We start from the raw sequence: 16,549 nt of genomic DNA, 5'->3' as shown, positions 1-16,549 counted from the left end.
CGAATTCTCACTACGGTAAATCATTGGTCCACTAAAACCAGTCGTTTTGCTGTGCGGATAGGCCACTGTGACTACTGATTAAGTATTCGCGATGGCAACGTCGAACAGCAGGTCGCTGAGTTTTCAAGTGGTAAGCAGAGCTCGACAAACTGTATCGCCCGGCTACCACATGCCAGGCAATGCACAAATTATGCGCACTTCCCGGTGCGCCAGATGTCTACTTACAAGGAGAAACGGTGACTGAATCAACCTGGTTTGTCATCGCGATCATCATCTACATGTTCGGGATGCTCGCGATTGGCTACTGGAGCTATAAGCAAACAGATCAATACGACGATTACGTCCTCGCAGGCCGCGGCCTTCCGCCATTTGTCGCCGCGCTGTCTGCCGGAGCATCGGACATGTCCGGCTGGCTGCTCATGGGCCTTCCGGGCGCTTTGTTCGCATCCGGCATGGTTGAACTGTGGATCGCGATCGGTCTGACGATCGGTGCATGGGTGAACTGGAAGGTTGTTGCACCACGTCTTCGTGCATATTCCGAGATCGCAGACGATTCGATTACGGTTCCTTCCTTCTTCGAAAACCGTCTAGCAGATAAATCTCGCATCCTGCGTGTTCTGTCCGCAGCGGTTATTATCTTCTTCTTTACTTTCTACGTTTCCTCCGGCATGGTGGCCGGTGGTCGTTACTTCGAGTCCACCTTCGATGGCGACTACCTGATCGGCCTGCTGATCGTCGCGGCCATCACTGTTGCCTACACTTTCATCGGTGGCTTCCTGGCTGTGTCTTATACCGATACTGTCCAGGGCATTATCATGTTCCTGTCGCTGATGATCGTCCCAATCATGGCGTTCGTATCTCTTGACAGTGGTTCGGACATCTTCAGCTTCGCAGCTGACAACGATTACGGCACCGACGGCATCGTCGAGGCCAACCCAGAGTTCTTCAACCTGTTCAACGTAGCTTCTGCCGGAGCAGTTGCCGCTATCGTTGGTAACTTCGCCTGGGGCTTGGGCTACTTCGGCCAGCCACACATCATCGTGCGCTTCATGGCCCTGCGTAACTCCACCGACGCCCGCGCAGGTCGTTTCTGGGGCATCGGCTGGATGCTGCTCTGCGTTATCGGCGCCGTCTTCGTCGCACTGGTCGGCACCGTGTTCTTCACCCAGACCGGCAATTCCATTACCGACCAGGACGCTTTCGAGACCGTCTTCTTGGACATGGCCCGCGTCATGTTCCACCCACTCATCGCAGGCCTGGTTCTGACCGCAGTTCTGGCTGCGATTATGTCCACCATGTCCTCCCAGCTGCTGGCTGTCTCTTCCTCGCTGATCGAGGACCTGTACAAGATGTTCGCGAAGCGCAAGCCAGCAGAACAGGTTTTGATCAACCTGTCCCGCACCTGCGTTGTTGCCGTCGCTGTTCTGGCCGCTATCCTGGCAGTCAACCCAAGCGACTCCATCCTGGGACTGGTCGGATTCGCATGGGCAGGCTTCGGTTCCGCATTCGGTCCTGTCGTCCTGTTCTCGCTGTACTGGAAGCGTCTGAACGCACCAGGTGCCATCGCAGGTATGGCCACCGGTGCCATCGTCTCCGTAGTTTGGGGCGTATGGTTCTCCGACATCATCTACGAGATCGTGCCTGGCTTCGCAGCAGCTGTTATTGCCCTCGTACTGGTCACCTTGGCAACCAAGGAACCAGACACCAAGGTCAAGAAGCAGTTTGATCAGGCTGCCAAGCTAACCGACATCGCGACCGAAAACGAAGACGTTGACTTCGACGAGGCCGCGGAAGAAGTTAAGAAGTAAGTTTCTTAACCAGCTTCGGCGCTTAACACCGCAGGAGATGCATTTCTGCGGTGCGCCACTCCCCTGTGGATGGGATCAGCTCATCCACAGGGGATTTTTTGTTATCTATCTGACATCTCTCAGCTTTTGCGCTAACCTGGCCACTGTCACTACAAAGTGGGTCACATCACAAATTCTGGCCTAGATCGATTAATCTACGCACTTCAAGGGAGCGGAGCAGTAATGTCAGAACAAACCTGGTTTGTGATAGCGATTATCGCCTACCTCATGGCGATGTTGGCGATTGGATATTGGAGTTATACCAAAACTTCGGAATATGACGACTACGTCCTTGGCGGCCGAGGCCTGCCACCATTCGTCGCAGCGTTATCAGCTGGAGCCTCAGATCTTTCCGGCTGGGTGTTAATGGGTCTTCCGGGGGCCTTGTTTCTTTCTGGTCTTTCTGAGCTGTGGATCGTGTTCGGTTTGTTTGCCGGCGCGATCGCGAACTGGCAATGGGTTGCTCCCCGATTGCGCGCATATTCCGAGATTGCGGAAAATTCCATCACTATTCCATCGTTTTTCGAAAATCGTCTGCGCGATAAATCACGGCTGCTGCGCATGGTATCGGCCGCGATTATTATTTTCTTTTTCACGTTTTACGTCTCATCTGGCATGGTGGCCGGCGGACGATACTTCGAATCAACCTTTGACGGTGATTACCTAGTCGGCTTGCTCATTGTTGCGGCGGTGACAGTGGCTTACACTTTCGTCGGCGGTTTCCTCGCGGTCTCATATACCGATATGGTTCAAGGCTTAATGATGTTTAGTGCGTTGATCATCGTGCCCATCATGGCATTGCTTGCACTAGACCAACCCAGTGATATTTTCAGCTTTGCAGCCAACAATGATTACGGCACAAACGGCGTCGTCGAAGCTAACCCTGACTTCTTTAATTTGTTCAACGTCGCTTCCGCTGCCGGTATTGCGACTATTATTGGCAACGCCGCTTGGGGTCTCGGTTACTTTGGCCAACCACACATCATCGTCCGCTTTATGGCGCTGAAAAGCCCCGCCGATGCCAAAGCATCACGCAATTACGGCGTTTTCTGGCTGGCAATCTGCTATGCGGGGGCAACATTCGTGGCCTTGATCGCCACCGTCTTTTTCACCCAGACTGGACACAGCATCACCGACCAAGACGCCTTTGAAACGGTTTTCTTGGACATGGCGCGCGTCATGTTCCATCCACTGCCAGCCGGATTAGTACTCACAGCAGTGCTGGCCGCCATTATGTCTACGATGTCATCTCAGCTGTTGATCTTGTCTTCTTCCCTCATCGAAGACATCTACATGGGGCTAGCGAAAAAGCACCCCTCCCAATTCGTGCTGATCAATCTCTCACGCACCGCAGTCGTCGTCATCGCCATAATCGGTGCACTGCTTGCGGTTAATCCAAGTGATACTATCCTCGGACTGGTCGGTTTCGCCTGGGCAGGCTTTGGTTCTGCCTTCGGTCCCCTTGTGCTGTTCGCACTGTATTGGAAGCGGCTGAACGCACCAGGCGCGATCGCCGGAATGATCACTGGAGCGGTGGTCTCTATTGTCTGGGGTATCTGGTTCGGCGGTATCATTTACGAAATGGTTCCGGGCTTCATAGCTTCTACCGTTGCACTGGTTCTTGTCACCCTAGCTACCAAGGCGCCGAGTGAAGAAATCCAACAAGAATTCGACAAGGCTGCCAAACTGGATAACCTTGCCGACGCCGGTGGACTCGATTTCGACCAGGCAGCCAGCAAAGTCAAGTAGCTGTGGCCTCGGCCAAACTGCCAGTCGCTGTTTTCACAACGCTGAGTTCACGACTCATGTGCAAAGCTGGTCGACCCCGGAACCCGTAAGGCGCTTATGCAGTCTTATAGTGCATGCAGTCTTATCTCCCGGGGCCAACCAGTGGTATACAGCGGCGCATCTTTCGCTGGTATATTTTCCTGTTAACCATAGTTACCGTTGTAATCGCACTCGCTACTGCATGGCCGCGTCTTAAGCCCACAACATACGACGAAAACCTGAATCTTCCATCATGGGATGCGCTGTCAACACAACTCAAAACAACACCACAGCGCCAACGCATCCCCGGATATGAAAGAGAACAATTCGGCAGTGGCTGGGGACGAAAAGGCGTCTGTACTACCCGTGAAGCCGCCTTGCTCTCTGCTGCAACCACCTATCATTCCCCTAGAGCTGAGGATTACAGCGATACTCAGTACGCCCAGCCAACCCCACAACCTGCACCGCAACGCACCGGAAAACTTCCAGAACCAACGGATTTAGCAGCATGCACAATTGTTGATACCCAGATTTGGGATGAATATGCCGGGACCCCCATACCCATTACAGATTCTCCGCGCGAGATTGATATCGACCATATTTTTCCGCTTTCTGCTGCCTGGGATTTAGGCGCACATTCATGGGACCACGAGCAGCGCAGAAAATTCGCCAATGATGGCCGAAACCTCGTTCCCACAGACGCCAGTGCCAATCGAGAAAAATCAGACTCATTACCAGCAGCCTGGATGCCATCTGATGACTCCGCACATTGCTGGTATGCACGCAGGGTCGCGTTCGTAGCAGTGCTGTACGATCTTAAAATCCCCGAGGTAGACGCACGAAAAATGACTGAGGCATGTACGCTGTTTAGCCTTCTTGGACGCTAGGTATGCGCTGGTAGAGTGGCACACGGAGCTTTTGTCCCTATTTAATTTCCTCTACCGAAAGGGATTTTCCATGACAGATTTCATGCTTGTCCTACACATCGCAGCTGCCGTGTTATTCATTGGCCCAATTATGGTGGCTACCTCGGCCTTTCCTGCACAAATATTCGAAGCGAAATCGGGTAACACCACTGCACAAGGCGCAGCATCGGTACTCTATCGCATCACCAAAGTCTACGGGTTCCTCTCCGCACTGGTTCCTTTGCTCGGACTTGTCTTGTTCCTGAGCGATATGGATACTTACGGCAGCCAAGGCAAATTCCATGCATCCATTCTGCTCGCAATTATCGCTTGGGTTATTTTGCTCGTGGTTATTTTGCCACGCCAGCGCACTGCACTCGGCGCATTAGGCATGTTGCCAGAAAGCGAAGCATCGCCGGACGAAGATAAAGTGGGTAATTGGACCCAGTTGAAAAAGCAACTATCCATGTACGGCGGAATTTTCAACTTGCTCTGGATCGTAGTATTGATCTTGATGTTCGTATAGCTACCATCCACGACGAGCTCAACGCTCGTAGCAAAGCACAAAGCCCGGGTCCAGGATGAGTATCCTGCCCCGGGCTTTGCCGTGTGCCCATATTGCGCTAGCGCTACCGCATGATAGTAGCTGTTAAGAATGCGTGGGCACCTCTAGCCGCGGAATTTTCCGCCTTTTCTGGCACCTCGGTTCTGGCGTCCACCACCCTGGAATCCGCCACGATTAGGAGCACCGTGATCCTTACGGATCTTAATCAGCTCACCAGAAATTCTGGTATCCGACAGACGGTCCAATACAGCCGGATCCAGGTTCTTTGGCAGTTCGACAATGGTGTGATCGGCACCAATATTGATACGACCAAAGTCCTTGCTGTTCAAGCCACCTTCGTTTGCCAGCGCACCAACGATTGATCCAGGGCGCACGTGCTGACGCTTACCCACCGCCAAACGGTATGGCTGGAAATTAGCGTCTCGGCCCCCGCGTCCGCCGCGGTCACGGCTACCACGGTCACGGCCCCGGCCATCACGCCCGCCGCGGTCGTCGAAATCGCGGCCGCCACGCTTATCGTTAAAACGATCTTTCCGCTTATCGACTGGCTGTTCTTTCAACAAGAAATCTTTGTCGCCTTGCAGTTTCACAGCAAGCGCAGCAGCGATATCGTCCATCGCCACATCGTGGTTCTTCGAGTACTCACGAATCATTGTGCGGAAGAAATCTTTGTCCTTGGCACCAAGGGCCCCGGTGATGCCTTCGGCAAAGTTCTTCTTGCGCACCTCATTGACCTCGTCGACCGTCGGCAGCTGCATTTCTTCCAGCGTTGCCTTAGTGACTTTTTCGATCGACCGCAGCATGCGGCGCTCACGTGGGGTAACGAAAAGGATCGCTTCACCGCTACGCCCAGCGCGTGCTGTGCGTCCAATACGGTGGACATAAGATTCGGTATCGCCAGGAATATCGAAGTTAATGACGTGCGAGATGCGCTCGACGTCCAGACCTCGCGCGGCAACATCGGTCGCGACCAGAATATCCAACCTCCCCGACTTCAGCTGCTCCACCGTACGCTCACGCTGGTTTTGTGCAATATCGCCATTGATAGCAGCTGCACTGTAGCCGACGGCGCGCAGCTTCTCCGCGACTTCTTCAGTTTCGTGCTTCGTGCGGGTAAACACGATCATGCCGTCGTAGTCGATAACTTCCAAAATGCGAATGAAAGCGTCGAACTTCGCGCGGTGCTGAGTGAAAAGGAAGCGCTGGGTGATGTTTTCGTTCGTACGCGCCTGCGATTTCACCGTCACTTCAGCAGGATCGTTCAGGTACTGCTTTGAAAGACGGCGAATGCCATTAGGCATCGTCGCTGAGAACAAAGCAACCTGCTTCTGTTCTGGCGTGTCCGCCAAAATACGCTCGACGTCTTCCTGGAAGCCCATGTTCAGCATCTCGTCGGCTTCATCCAGCACGAGGTACCGCAGCTTGGAAATATCCAGACTGCCCTTCTCCAGATGGTCAATGACGCGGCCTGGCGTGCCGACGATGATCTGCGCACCGCGGCGCAGGCCTGCCAACTGAATTCCATAGGCTTGGCCACCGTAAATCGGCAGCACTTCAATTCCGCCGAGGTGCTTAGCGAAAGATTCAAAGCTGTCTGCAACCTGCAGTGCCAACTCACGAGTCGGCGCCAAAACCAATGCTTGCGGGAATCGTTCCTTTGGGTCCAGCTGGGCCAGCACCGGCAACGCGAAGGCGGCGGTTTTACCGGTACCAGTTTGGGCTAGACCAACCACATCGCGGCCCTGCATAAGGATCGGGATGGTTTGTTCTTGAATTGGGGATGGTTTTTCAAAACCTACGGCTGTAACCGCATCTACCACGTTGGTAGGCAGGTCGAGGTTGGAAAAACCCTGAGGACTGTCGCTGGCTGGAGCTTGCGCTGCAGCGTCGGTGTGCTCAGAAGTTTCGCCACTCTCGGCAACGGCACTTGCGGTAGCCGTGTTATTGCCCTGCGAATTTTCCTGAGATTCCGACATAGTCGATGGAGACTGACTGAAATTATCCGGCTCGTTGTCGCCGCCGGTGGCGTAATCGGTAATGCTCATTGCCTGACATACACTACGGGAGCGCGGAGAAAAACACCATTCAGTGGGGAGCTATTTTTACACCTCCCGATACATAGTGAACTAACACACATAAATTATGCCTATAATGGTGACATGGCTAACGAGAATTCACATTCCCCTGTTTCACGTACTCCACATCACTGGGATGGCCGGCACGACGGCGATGGATCTGAATTCCGCCGCTGGCATTCGGTCATCGACACGGTGCAAAACACGCCAGGCGCCGCAGTCCTGGGCTTCGCTTGCGATGAAGGTGCTCGTCGTAATGGCTGCCGCCACGGTGCTGCCGAAGGCCCCCATGTTCTGCGTGAGGCTTTGGCTAATCTTCCTGTCCACAACGACCTGCCTCGCTACGACGCTGGCACAGTGACCGTCAACGGTACCGATATGGAAGGTGCTCAGGAAGAGCTTTCTGAACGCATCAAAGATCTAGTCAACGCCGGGCATTTGCCAGTCGTGCTTGGAGGTTCGCACGAGGTAGGTTACGCCAGCTACCTTGGCCTACACAAAGCTTTGCAGCGCCCCATTTCCATCGTGAATTTCGACGGACATCTAGACTTGCGACAGACCGAAATCCCAACCCACGGCACCCCGTTCACTCAGGTGGCCGAGATGGTCGGCGATGATTTCGATTACTCAGTCATCGGTGTTTCCACTGCGGATAACACCGGAAAGCTGTTTAATTTCGCTGAGGAGCTTGGTACCAAAATCGTTCTTGACGACGAAATCCACAACATGACCCCGCGCGAGGCCGCCGAGCGTGCCCTGGAAATTTCTGATGTCCATGACGACCTTTACGTCACCATCGACTTGGATGCCATTTCCCCCGCCGTTGCCCCGGGCGTATCGTCCCCATGCACAGTCGGGATTGGTATTGAACCGATGCGTGCAATGTGTAAGGCCTTAGCGGCTACCGGAAAATTACGGCTGGTCGATGTTGCTGAGATGAATCCGTACTACGACGTCGATGGCCGCACCGCACGTGTTGCCGCCCGTCTTCTCGACGACATGATCAACGAACACGCCAAGCTACAATAGTAATTTTTGGTGAAACGCACTGCCAGCGGGAGTACTGGTAGTTCTACCCGTTAGCGTGCCTTGCGGTGCTAGATTCTGCCGGCATTTCATGCATATTGGTATCTCTGGTGTGTAAGGTCTCGCGCCCGGGAATCCACGCCAGAAATGCCAGCGCTGCCACCGCAGCACTCCCGAAAAATGCCCAGGTGAATCCCCAGTTATCAGCAACCGCACCAATCGCCAATGGGCCGAAGATCATTCCCAGATCCATCGACATCTGGAATCCTGCCAGTACTTTTCCGCCCGAGCGGTCGTTGCCGATGACGTCGGCAAGCGTGGCCTGTTGTGCGGGAACAGCAATACCTGCAGCTGCACCGCTCAAGCTGGAGAGGATAATCAAAAGCCACAACGTGTCAGCAGTACTGTACAGCGCTACACAGAGAGTGCTAGCAGCGAAGCCGGTCATGATCATTGGTTTGCGGCCGATGCGGTCCGAAAGCCTGCCGGAAAACTGCAATACAACTGCGTTTCCCGCGGCATACGCGGCCAGCGCATAGCCGGCGGCGGCACCACTATCAGCAAAAACAGCTGCCGCGAATAATGGAATCACGGCCACGCGTACGCCCATATTCACCCATCCGTGGGCAAAATTTGAGACCAGCACGCTACGAAATGCAGAATCCCTGAATGCCTCACCGTAGGTGAATTGCGCATTGTCTGCAGACTGGTTCGCTGAAGTATTCGTTTTGGGCATCAGCAGCCAGACCACAGCAGCCGCAGCACATAAACCGATTCCGTAAATGAAAAAAGGCCACCGGAAGCCTAAGAATGCAAGCGCAGAGCCAACCAATGGCCCCAAGATGCTACCGAGCAAAAAGCTGGTGGCATACGTTGCTGAACACTTTCCCCGGATTTCCGGTGGCGCAAGTTTGACGATCAAGCCCATTGCCGACACCGTAAACATCGTCGATCCGATGCCAGCCAAGAATCTTAAGAGCAGAATCTGCCAGTATTCCTGGGCGATGGAGATCAGCCCGGTATTGATCGCTACCAACAAAATACCGGTGATATAGATTCTGCGGACCCCAAATTTATCTGCCAAGACTCCCGCCCCGGTGGCAAAAATCAGGCGGGACACCGAGAAAATAGAGATGACAGCACCGGCAGCAGCCATTCCAACGTCGAAGCTCACCACGAATTGTGGCAATAATGGGGCGATCAGTCCATAACCTAAAGCAACCAAGAAAAACGCCGCGACCAAGACCCAGATTTCTTTGGGGATCTTCGGTTGTTCGCGGTCGGGACTTTCGGATTCCTGAGTATTTGTATCGTTCGAGTTGGAGTTAGCAATAGGCATAGTTCTTGCGAGCCTACTCCTCGATTCAGATTTTTGGCCCGAGATGTATGCACCCCCATGAATCATGGCGAATACATGTTCGATGACAGAGGCTTGTATGTGAGCCTGCTTTTCTACGGTCTATGCCATGAGCACACACAATTATCTATCGGATTTTGGCCGCACTACACACGACATCCATAAAATCGTCACCGAGCTACACACCACTGCCCAGGATCAGCTCACTGCAGTACGCTCAATCCTGCGCCATCCGCGTTCACTAGCACGCCCCACGGCTAGTTGGCGACCACCGCAAGCTAGGCTCACTGCCGGTAAACACCAGGCATTAACCGCAGCGCTTTCACGTTATCGAGTAGGCCCTCTAGCACAATCTCGCGTTCGGGGCTACGGCGAGCAACGCACCCCTGCATATGTTGTTAGCGTACGCATTACCGACCCATCCGGCGCTGCCCCGTCCGCACCTTTGGCTGAAGCCTGGATCCGCGCACTCGTTCCACGAGAGTTCATTAACGCGGTCCACCGGATCGATACCAACTTTGAAACAGCAGCGATATATGCCTGGCTTGTCGACGCCAACTATATTCCTGTGCATTCACCAGCATCGATTTTTGCTGGTTTTTCCAGGGCTGCCTAGCACCGCCTGACAACTGGGCTATGACTCAGTGGACTACGGCGCAATGAGCTAAAGCTCAATACCGTCGTCACACGGTGTCAGCCGCGCTTCCCAATCTTCGGCCTGGTCCGCGCACAATGACAACACGTCGAACAAGCGGTCAAAGTCGGTATAGCTACCTAACTCCAAAATCTCGGGTTCATAACCATGAATCAACTCACCAGGAGCAAACGCTGCCTCGTTGAATTCTTCTACAGCTTGATCGCTCACAGTGCCTTCCTGAGTATTCTGTGACCAAGCTTCTATCATCTCGGAATCGAAGGTGATAAATGACAGCTTCGCTGTAGGATCGCCGTCCACGACCTCGATGAGCACCCGCAACTGTGAATAGCTCGCGACTTGCGCCACAACCACGCCGGGATCGACATAGTGGTGCTCAAATTCTAGGTCCGCAATGCGGTCATCGTGTCCGTCAAGCAAATCCCGTAGCACGGTCACGACTTGATCAGTAGCGATGTGTTCCGCTACGGTCGCGACCGCATCATCCACGGAGAATGCCACCGATACTAATGCTGCATCAAAGTATTCATCATCTTCGTCAACATCAGCTGCTGCAATATACACATTTGCCGCAGGCAAAACCGCATCGATTTCGACAAACTGAATTTCTACATCTGATGTTATTGGCACGAACAAAACGTCGCCATTAACCCGAGATTCAATACCTTCAGCATCGAGTGCGGAAGCAATATCTTCGAAGAAGCTCATAACCGCTAATGTACTACGGCAAAGCTAATCACCGACGGAAAATCCCAAATCCCGCAACAACTCCGGCCGGCCAGCTCCCCATTCTAAGACGTCATAGCCTTTCCAGGCCCGGCGTTTTTCTGCTTTCGGGTCATATTCAACATGTGACTCAGCATCAAAAATCATTGTCGGGCGTGAATGATGTTCCTCAGTTGGCGGCTTATATTGTGGCCAATCTGATCCAGGTGCTCCGTTACGAATGAAGCTCGCCCAGTGTCGCTGCATTTCGTCGGTCAATTTCTGCATGGCAGCTTCATCGCGGCCGAATTTTGCCAACATCCGAGTTTTCGACGCTTCGGGGGTGCCGAAGACATTCGATAGTTCCGAAGAATGCGCAGCTCCGATCCCCAATTTCCGCATCAGCTGGGGCGCGAAATCAAACCGATACATCCACGTCGGTGCATACTCGTTGTGATGACTGGCGATACGAATAGTCGGCGCCCAAAACAAAGCATCCGTCACTAAATCCGCAAACTCTGCTCTCGTACGAGCACCGCCATACGCTTCTAGCACCGTATCGGTATGTTCTGGATCGTACGGATACAGCAAGCGCCGTCCAGCTTTTGCACGGCGGGTACTGCGCTGAAAGAAATATCGCGTTATCCCAGCTTCATCGAGGTTGGTGCCCAACATGAGCGGCACCCGAGCTTGTTTGCCTTGTTGGAACGCAACCATTGGGTGTTCTGGCAGGGATTCCGATTCCACTGTCGGGCCAAAAGTGGAATTCAAAAACTGTAGTTCTCCACCCCGCCACATCATCGACATGCCAGCGCGTACCAGCTCATCCGCACTGACTTGGCGTAAATCTTCTACCGTACTTTCCGGAACCATCCCTAATCGCGCAAGCAATTGGCGCGCCCATAACTGGGATTGCGCTTTGGAATGGATCAGTCCGATCGGTGGCGATTGTGCAATAGCCCGATGAAACAACCCCTGTGCCGGTGGAGAACACAATAAGGCAAGTACCGCGGCTCCACCTGCAGATTCTCCCATGATCGTCACAGAATCTGGATCCCCACCAAACTTGGCGATGTTTTCCTGGATCCATTGCAGTGCTAAAACTTGATCCCACAACGCAGGGTTAGCGACACAATCGCCGCCAAGGCTGCGCAGGTCAAGATATCCCAAAACCCCGAGACGAAAATTCAACGATACGTAGACCACGTTCATTGCTTCAGCCAGCCGGTGCCCACGCAACATGTTTTGGTGGCTTGCCCCCATCAGGAATGATCCACCATGAAAATAAACCACAACGGGCAATTTTTCCGTGGTGTGTGGGCGAACTATGTCCAGGTGCAAGCAGTCTTCATCACCAATTAGCCGATCGTTTAGGCCATAATTAGGCTGCGGAGCCGGCGATTGGTAACGGGTACAATCCAGAACTCCTAGCCACCCACGAACGGGACGCGGTCGCCGGAAGCGGGCTTTGCCGCCGGTCGGTGCACCGAATGGCACGCCTTTCCATGTGGCGATGGTGCCATCGCGAACGATTTCTCCTTGAATCTCGCCGCCGCTAACGCGCACACGCGGGTAGTCTGCCGTTACATGCGCTGATTCTTCCATAGCATTCCAGATTAGTGACCACACCAAGGAATATCATGTGCCAAATCCAGAGCAATAAGCGCGTAGAATGAATGCAAACTGTCTATTAGGCTTGGTGAAAGCGTCGATATGACAGCAAAAGCGCAGATAGAACAAATGCACGCAAATCAACGGAAAGAGGCGAGCACCTGCCGTGAGCACTAACAATCCCTTCGGCTTGAGCACCTGGTTAGCGGACGAGTTGTATCAGGAGTACAAAAAAGATCCGCAGTCGGTAGATAAAGAATGGCGCGAATTATTTGACAAGCACGGCGCACCATCCGATATCGCGGCATCATCGGAGTCCGCTGCATCAGCTTCTGATTCCACTAAAGCCCAAGGCGGTAAGGAAGCCGCAGACATTGCCCCGCCAACCCAGAAATCGCTGGCGCATAAGCAGCAACAGCGTGAATCTGTCGTGGAAGAGTCTGCGCAGAAGGCTAAGAGTAAGGTCGGCGCCGACAAGCGCGGTGTCGCCCCGAAGGCACCGAAGAAGGCACCATCGCCTTTGGATGATCTTCCGGATTACGACGGCGGCGAGTCCAAGCCGCTCAAGGGCATGTTCAAAGCTATCGCGAAGAACATGGACGAATCCCTCGAGATTCCTACCGCTACCTCTGTGCGTGATATTCCGGTCAAGCTCATGTGGGAAAACCGCTCCCTTATCAATGAGCATTTAAAGCGCACCCGTGGTGGCAAGATTTCGTTCACCCACATTATTGGGTATGCGTTGGTCAAGGCCACGCAAAAGCACCCAGACATGAACGTGCGCTACGAGTTGGTCGACGGTAAGAAGCCAACCGTAGTCCACCCTGAAGACATCAACCTGGGTTTGGCTATCGACCTGCCGCAAAAAGATGGTTCCCGCGCGCTTGTCGTTGCCGCGTTGAAGAAGGCGCAGGATAAGAACTTCGCAGAATTTATTGAAGCTTACGACGACATTGTTGCCCGTTCCCGCAAGAACAAATTGACTGCGGCTGATTTCCAGGGCGCAACGATCAACCTGACTAACCCGGGTGGCATCGGTACCCGTCACTCCATTGCCCGGTTGACCAAGGGGTTGGGCACTATCATCGGTGTTGGTTCGATGGACTACCCTGCTGAATTCGCAGGCGCTTCCTCGGACCGCTTGGCAGAACTCGGTGTGGGCCGCCTGGTCACCCTGACTTCCACCTATGACCACCGCGTGATTCAGGGCGCCGAATCTGGTGAGTTCCTGCGCACCATGTCGCAGCTGCTTGTCGACGACGCCTTCTGGGATGAGCTGTTTAACGACCTTGAAATCCCGTATGAGCCAATGCGTTGGGCACAAGACATTCCGAATACCGGAATTGATAAGTCCACCCGTGTCATGAACCTCATCGAGGCCTACCGTTCCCGTGGTCACTTGATTGCTGATACCAACCCGCTGCGCTGGAAGCAGCCTGGTTTGCCAGCACCGGACCACCGCGATCTGGATATCCGCACCCACGGTCTGACCCTGTGGGATTTGGACCGGACCTTCCACGTCGGCGGATTTGGCGGCAAGGAATCCATGACTCTGCGTGAGGTACTTTCTCGCCTGCGCGCTGCCTACACGCTGAAGGTCGGTTCGGAATTCACCCACATCATGGATCGCGACGAGCGTGAATGGTTGCGTGATGCACTCGAAGCCGGGATGCCAAAGCCAACTAATGCGGAACAGAAATATATTCTGCAGAAGGTCAACGCAGCCGAGGCTTTCGAGAACTTCCTGCAAACGAAGTACGTCGGCCAGAAGCGTTTCTCCCTTGAAGGTGCAGAAGCACTAATTCCACTGATGGACTCCGTCATCGACACCGCCGCTGGCCAAAACCTCGACGAAGTGGTTATCGGCATGCCACACCGTGGTCGTTTGAACGTGCTGTTCAACATCGTCGGCAAGCCACTGGCAGAAGTCTTTAACGAATTCGATGGCAACTACAAGGGCGGCCAAGCTGGCGGTTCCGGTGACGTGAAGTACCACTTGGGCGCTGAAGGCGAACACCTGCAGATGTTCGGCGATGGTGAAATCAAGGTCACACTGACCGCCAACCCATCGCACCTGGAAGCAGTCAACCCGGTAGTCGTTGGTATTGCACGCGCCAAGCAGGACATTCTGGACCGTGTAGAAGGCAGCCACGACAAACGCGTCGTCCCATTGCTGCTGCACGGCGATGCTTCGTTCGCAGGCCTGGGTATCGTCCAAGAGACCATCAACCTGATGGGACTGGATGCCTACAACGTCGGCGGCTCTATCCACGTCGTTGTGAACAACCAGGTCGGCTTCACCACTACCCCGGATTCTGGACGTTCTACCCTGTACTCCACTGACCTGGCTAAGGGCTTCGATTGCCCGGTCTTCCACGTCAATGGCGATGACCCGGAGGCAGTGGTCTGGGTTGGTCAGCTGGCTACCGAATACCGCCGTCGCTTCGGCAAAGATGTCTTTATTGACCTCATTTGCTACCGCCTGCGCGGCCACAACGAGGCTGATGACCCATCAATGACGCAACCGTTGATGTACGAGCGCATCGGTAACCGCGATTCCGTGCGTCAGAAATACACCGACGAACTCATCGGCCGTGGTGATCTGTCCGAAGAAGACGCTGAGGCAGCTGCCCGCGACTTCCGCGACCAGATGGAATCCGTATTCAACGAAGTCAAAGAAGCAGAAGAAAACGGTCCACAAGAACAGACCGGTATCACTGCTTCCCAGGAACTTACGCGTGGGCTGGACACGTCGATTTCTGCCGACACCCTCCGCGAGTTGGGCGAAGCTTACCTGGATCTGCCAGAAGGCTTCGAATTGCACAACCGCGTGGCACCAATCGCCGAAAAGCGCGCCAAGTCCGCTGTCGAAGGCGGCATCGACTGGGGCTGGGGCGAGTTGATCGCTCTGGGCTCGCTCGCTAGCGAAGGCAAGCAAGTACGCCTTGTCGGCGAGGATTCCAAGCGCGGTACCTTCACCCAGCGTCACGCTGTCACCTACAACCCGAATACCGCCGAGCAGTACAACCCGCTGGATGCCTTGGCTCAAGAAGCCGGTAATGGCGGTAGCTTCGAAGCCTACAACTCTGCGCTGACTGAGTTTGCTGGCTTGGGCGTGGAATACGGCTATTCCGTCGGAAACCTCGACGCTGTTGTCGCTTGGGAAGCTCAGTTCGGTGACTTCGTCAATGGTGCACAGACCATCATCGACGAATACGTCTGCTCAGGTGAAGCCAAATGGGGCCAGTTGTCCAAGGTGATCTTGCTGTTGCCACACGGCTACGAAGGCCAAGGACCAGACCACTCCTCTGCTCGCATCGAACGCTTCCTGCAACTGGCTGCAGAAGGCTCCATGACCATCGCCCAGCCATCAACCCCGGCAAACCACTTCCACCTGCTGCGTCGTCACGCGCTGGGCACCATGTCTCGTCCGCTGGTGGTCTTCACGCCAAAGTCGATGCTGCGTGCCAAGGCGGCAACCTCTGAGGTTGAGGAATTCACCGACATCACCTCGTTCCGCTCCGTCATCAATGACCCACGGTTGGTTGATGCCAACAACAACGTCATCGGCGATGCAGACAAGGTGAAAACCGTGATGCTGTGTTCCGGCAAGGTCTACTACGAGCTGGAGAAGCGTCGGCAGAAGGACGAGCGCGATGACATCGCGATCGTACGCATCGAAATGCTGCACCCAATTCCGTTCAACCGCCTGTCGGAAGCATTCGATAACTTCCCGAACATGGAAGAAGTCCGCTTTGTGCAGGACGAGCCAGCCAACCAGGGCCCATGGCCGTTCTACAACGAGCACCTGCACGAGTTGCTTCCGGATATGCCACGGATGCGCCGCATTTCTCGCCGCGCGCAGTCCTCGACTGCCACCGGTATCGCCAAGGTGCACCAGTTGGAGCAAAAGCAGCTTATCGACGAAGCTTTCGCCGACTAGTGTTCCCGGTGCTTACTAGCGCTGATTAGCGCTGATTAGGAAGCCCCTCACTTCCAGCAACATTCGGAGCCTAATACGACTACGGTGGGATAC

General features: G+C 54.3%; 11 protein-coding genes. 7 read left to right on the top strand and 4 right to left on the bottom strand.

Features of this window, described 5'->3' with window-relative positions; translation table 11 throughout:
• The first annotated feature begins 236 nt into the window (after positions 1-236).
• The 4 genes from putP (B142_RS0102560) (at position 237) to B142_RS0102550 (ending at position 5,045) form a co-directional block, all read left to right on the top strand.
• Entirely contained in the window at positions 237-1,808 is a 1,572-nt protein-coding gene (gene putP / locus B142_RS0102560; RefSeq protein WP_018119982.1) for a sodium/proline symporter PutP, read from the top strand.
• Between the two features lie 222 nt (positions 1,809-2,030).
• Entirely contained in the window at positions 2,031-3,596 is a 1,566-nt protein-coding gene (putP, locus tag B142_RS0102555) for a sodium/proline symporter PutP (RefSeq protein WP_018119981.1), read from the top strand.
• 113 nt (positions 3,597-3,709) lie between these two features.
• Positions 3,710-4,501, top strand: a complete 792-nt coding sequence (locus B142_RS13135; protein WP_081604908.1) for an HNH endonuclease family protein — start codon at positions 3,710-3,712, stop codon at positions 4,499-4,501.
• A 70-nt stretch (positions 4,502-4,571) separates the two neighbouring features.
• Entirely contained in the window at positions 4,572-5,045 is a 474-nt protein-coding gene (locus B142_RS0102550; protein WP_018119980.1) for a hypothetical protein, read from the top strand.
• 143 nt (positions 5,046-5,188) lie between these two features.
• Here B142_RS0102550 and B142_RS0102545 read toward each other — a convergent pair whose 3' ends face one another.
• On the bottom strand, positions 5,189-7,129 hold the full coding sequence (locus B142_RS0102545; RefSeq protein WP_018119979.1) for a DEAD/DEAH box helicase: 1,941 nt from the start codon (positions 7,127-7,129) through the stop codon (positions 5,189-5,191).
• A gap of 114 nt (positions 7,130-7,243) precedes the next feature.
• Between B142_RS0102545 and hutG the strand changes: the two genes are divergently transcribed.
• Complete coding sequence (hutG, locus tag B142_RS0102540) at positions 7,244-8,188, top strand: formimidoylglutamase (RefSeq protein WP_018119978.1); 945 nt, start codon at positions 7,244-7,246, stop codon at positions 8,186-8,188.
• A 43-nt stretch (positions 8,189-8,231) separates the two neighbouring features.
• Here hutG and B142_RS0102535 read toward each other — a convergent pair whose 3' ends face one another.
• On the bottom strand, positions 8,232-9,524 hold the full coding sequence (locus tag B142_RS0102535) for an MFS transporter (protein WP_018119977.1): 1,293 nt from the start codon (positions 9,522-9,524) through the stop codon (positions 8,232-8,234).
• 127 nt (positions 9,525-9,651) lie between these two features.
• On the opposite strand from B142_RS0102535, the gene B142_RS0102530 reads away from it, so the two are divergent.
• Complete coding sequence (locus B142_RS0102530; protein ID WP_018119976.1) at positions 9,652-10,158, top strand: hypothetical protein; 507 nt, start codon at positions 9,652-9,654, stop codon at positions 10,156-10,158.
• Positions 10,159-10,206: 48 nt separating this feature from the next.
• On the opposite strand, the gene B142_RS0102525 is transcribed toward B142_RS0102530, so the two are convergent.
• The gene (locus tag B142_RS0102525) at positions 10,207-10,905 is read right to left on the bottom strand and encodes a hypothetical protein (protein WP_018119975.1); all 699 of its coding nucleotides are present in this window, start codon (positions 10,903-10,905) and stop codon (positions 10,207-10,209) included.
• 24 nt (positions 10,906-10,929) lie between these two features.
• Positions 10,930-12,507: a carboxylesterase/lipase family protein gene (locus B142_RS0102520; RefSeq protein ID WP_018119974.1), complete on the bottom strand. Its 1,578-nt coding sequence runs from the start codon at positions 12,505-12,507 to the stop codon at positions 10,930-10,932.
• Positions 12,508-12,679: 172 nt separating this feature from the next.
• On the opposite strand from B142_RS0102520, the gene B142_RS0102515 reads away from it, so the two are divergent.
• Positions 12,680-16,456: a multifunctional oxoglutarate decarboxylase/oxoglutarate dehydrogenase thiamine pyrophosphate-binding subunit/dihydrolipoyllysine-residue succinyltransferase subunit gene (locus B142_RS0102515; RefSeq protein WP_018119973.1), complete on the top strand. Its 3,777-nt coding sequence runs from the start codon at positions 12,680-12,682 to the stop codon at positions 16,454-16,456.
• Positions 16,457-16,549 lie beyond the last annotated feature (93 nt).

This window comes from Corynebacterium propinquum DSM 44285 (assembly GCF_000375525.1).
Lineage (GTDB): Bacteria > Actinomycetota > Actinomycetes > Mycobacteriales > Mycobacteriaceae > Corynebacterium > Corynebacterium propinquum.
This window is presented reverse-complemented; position numbering and strand designations above follow the sequence as displayed.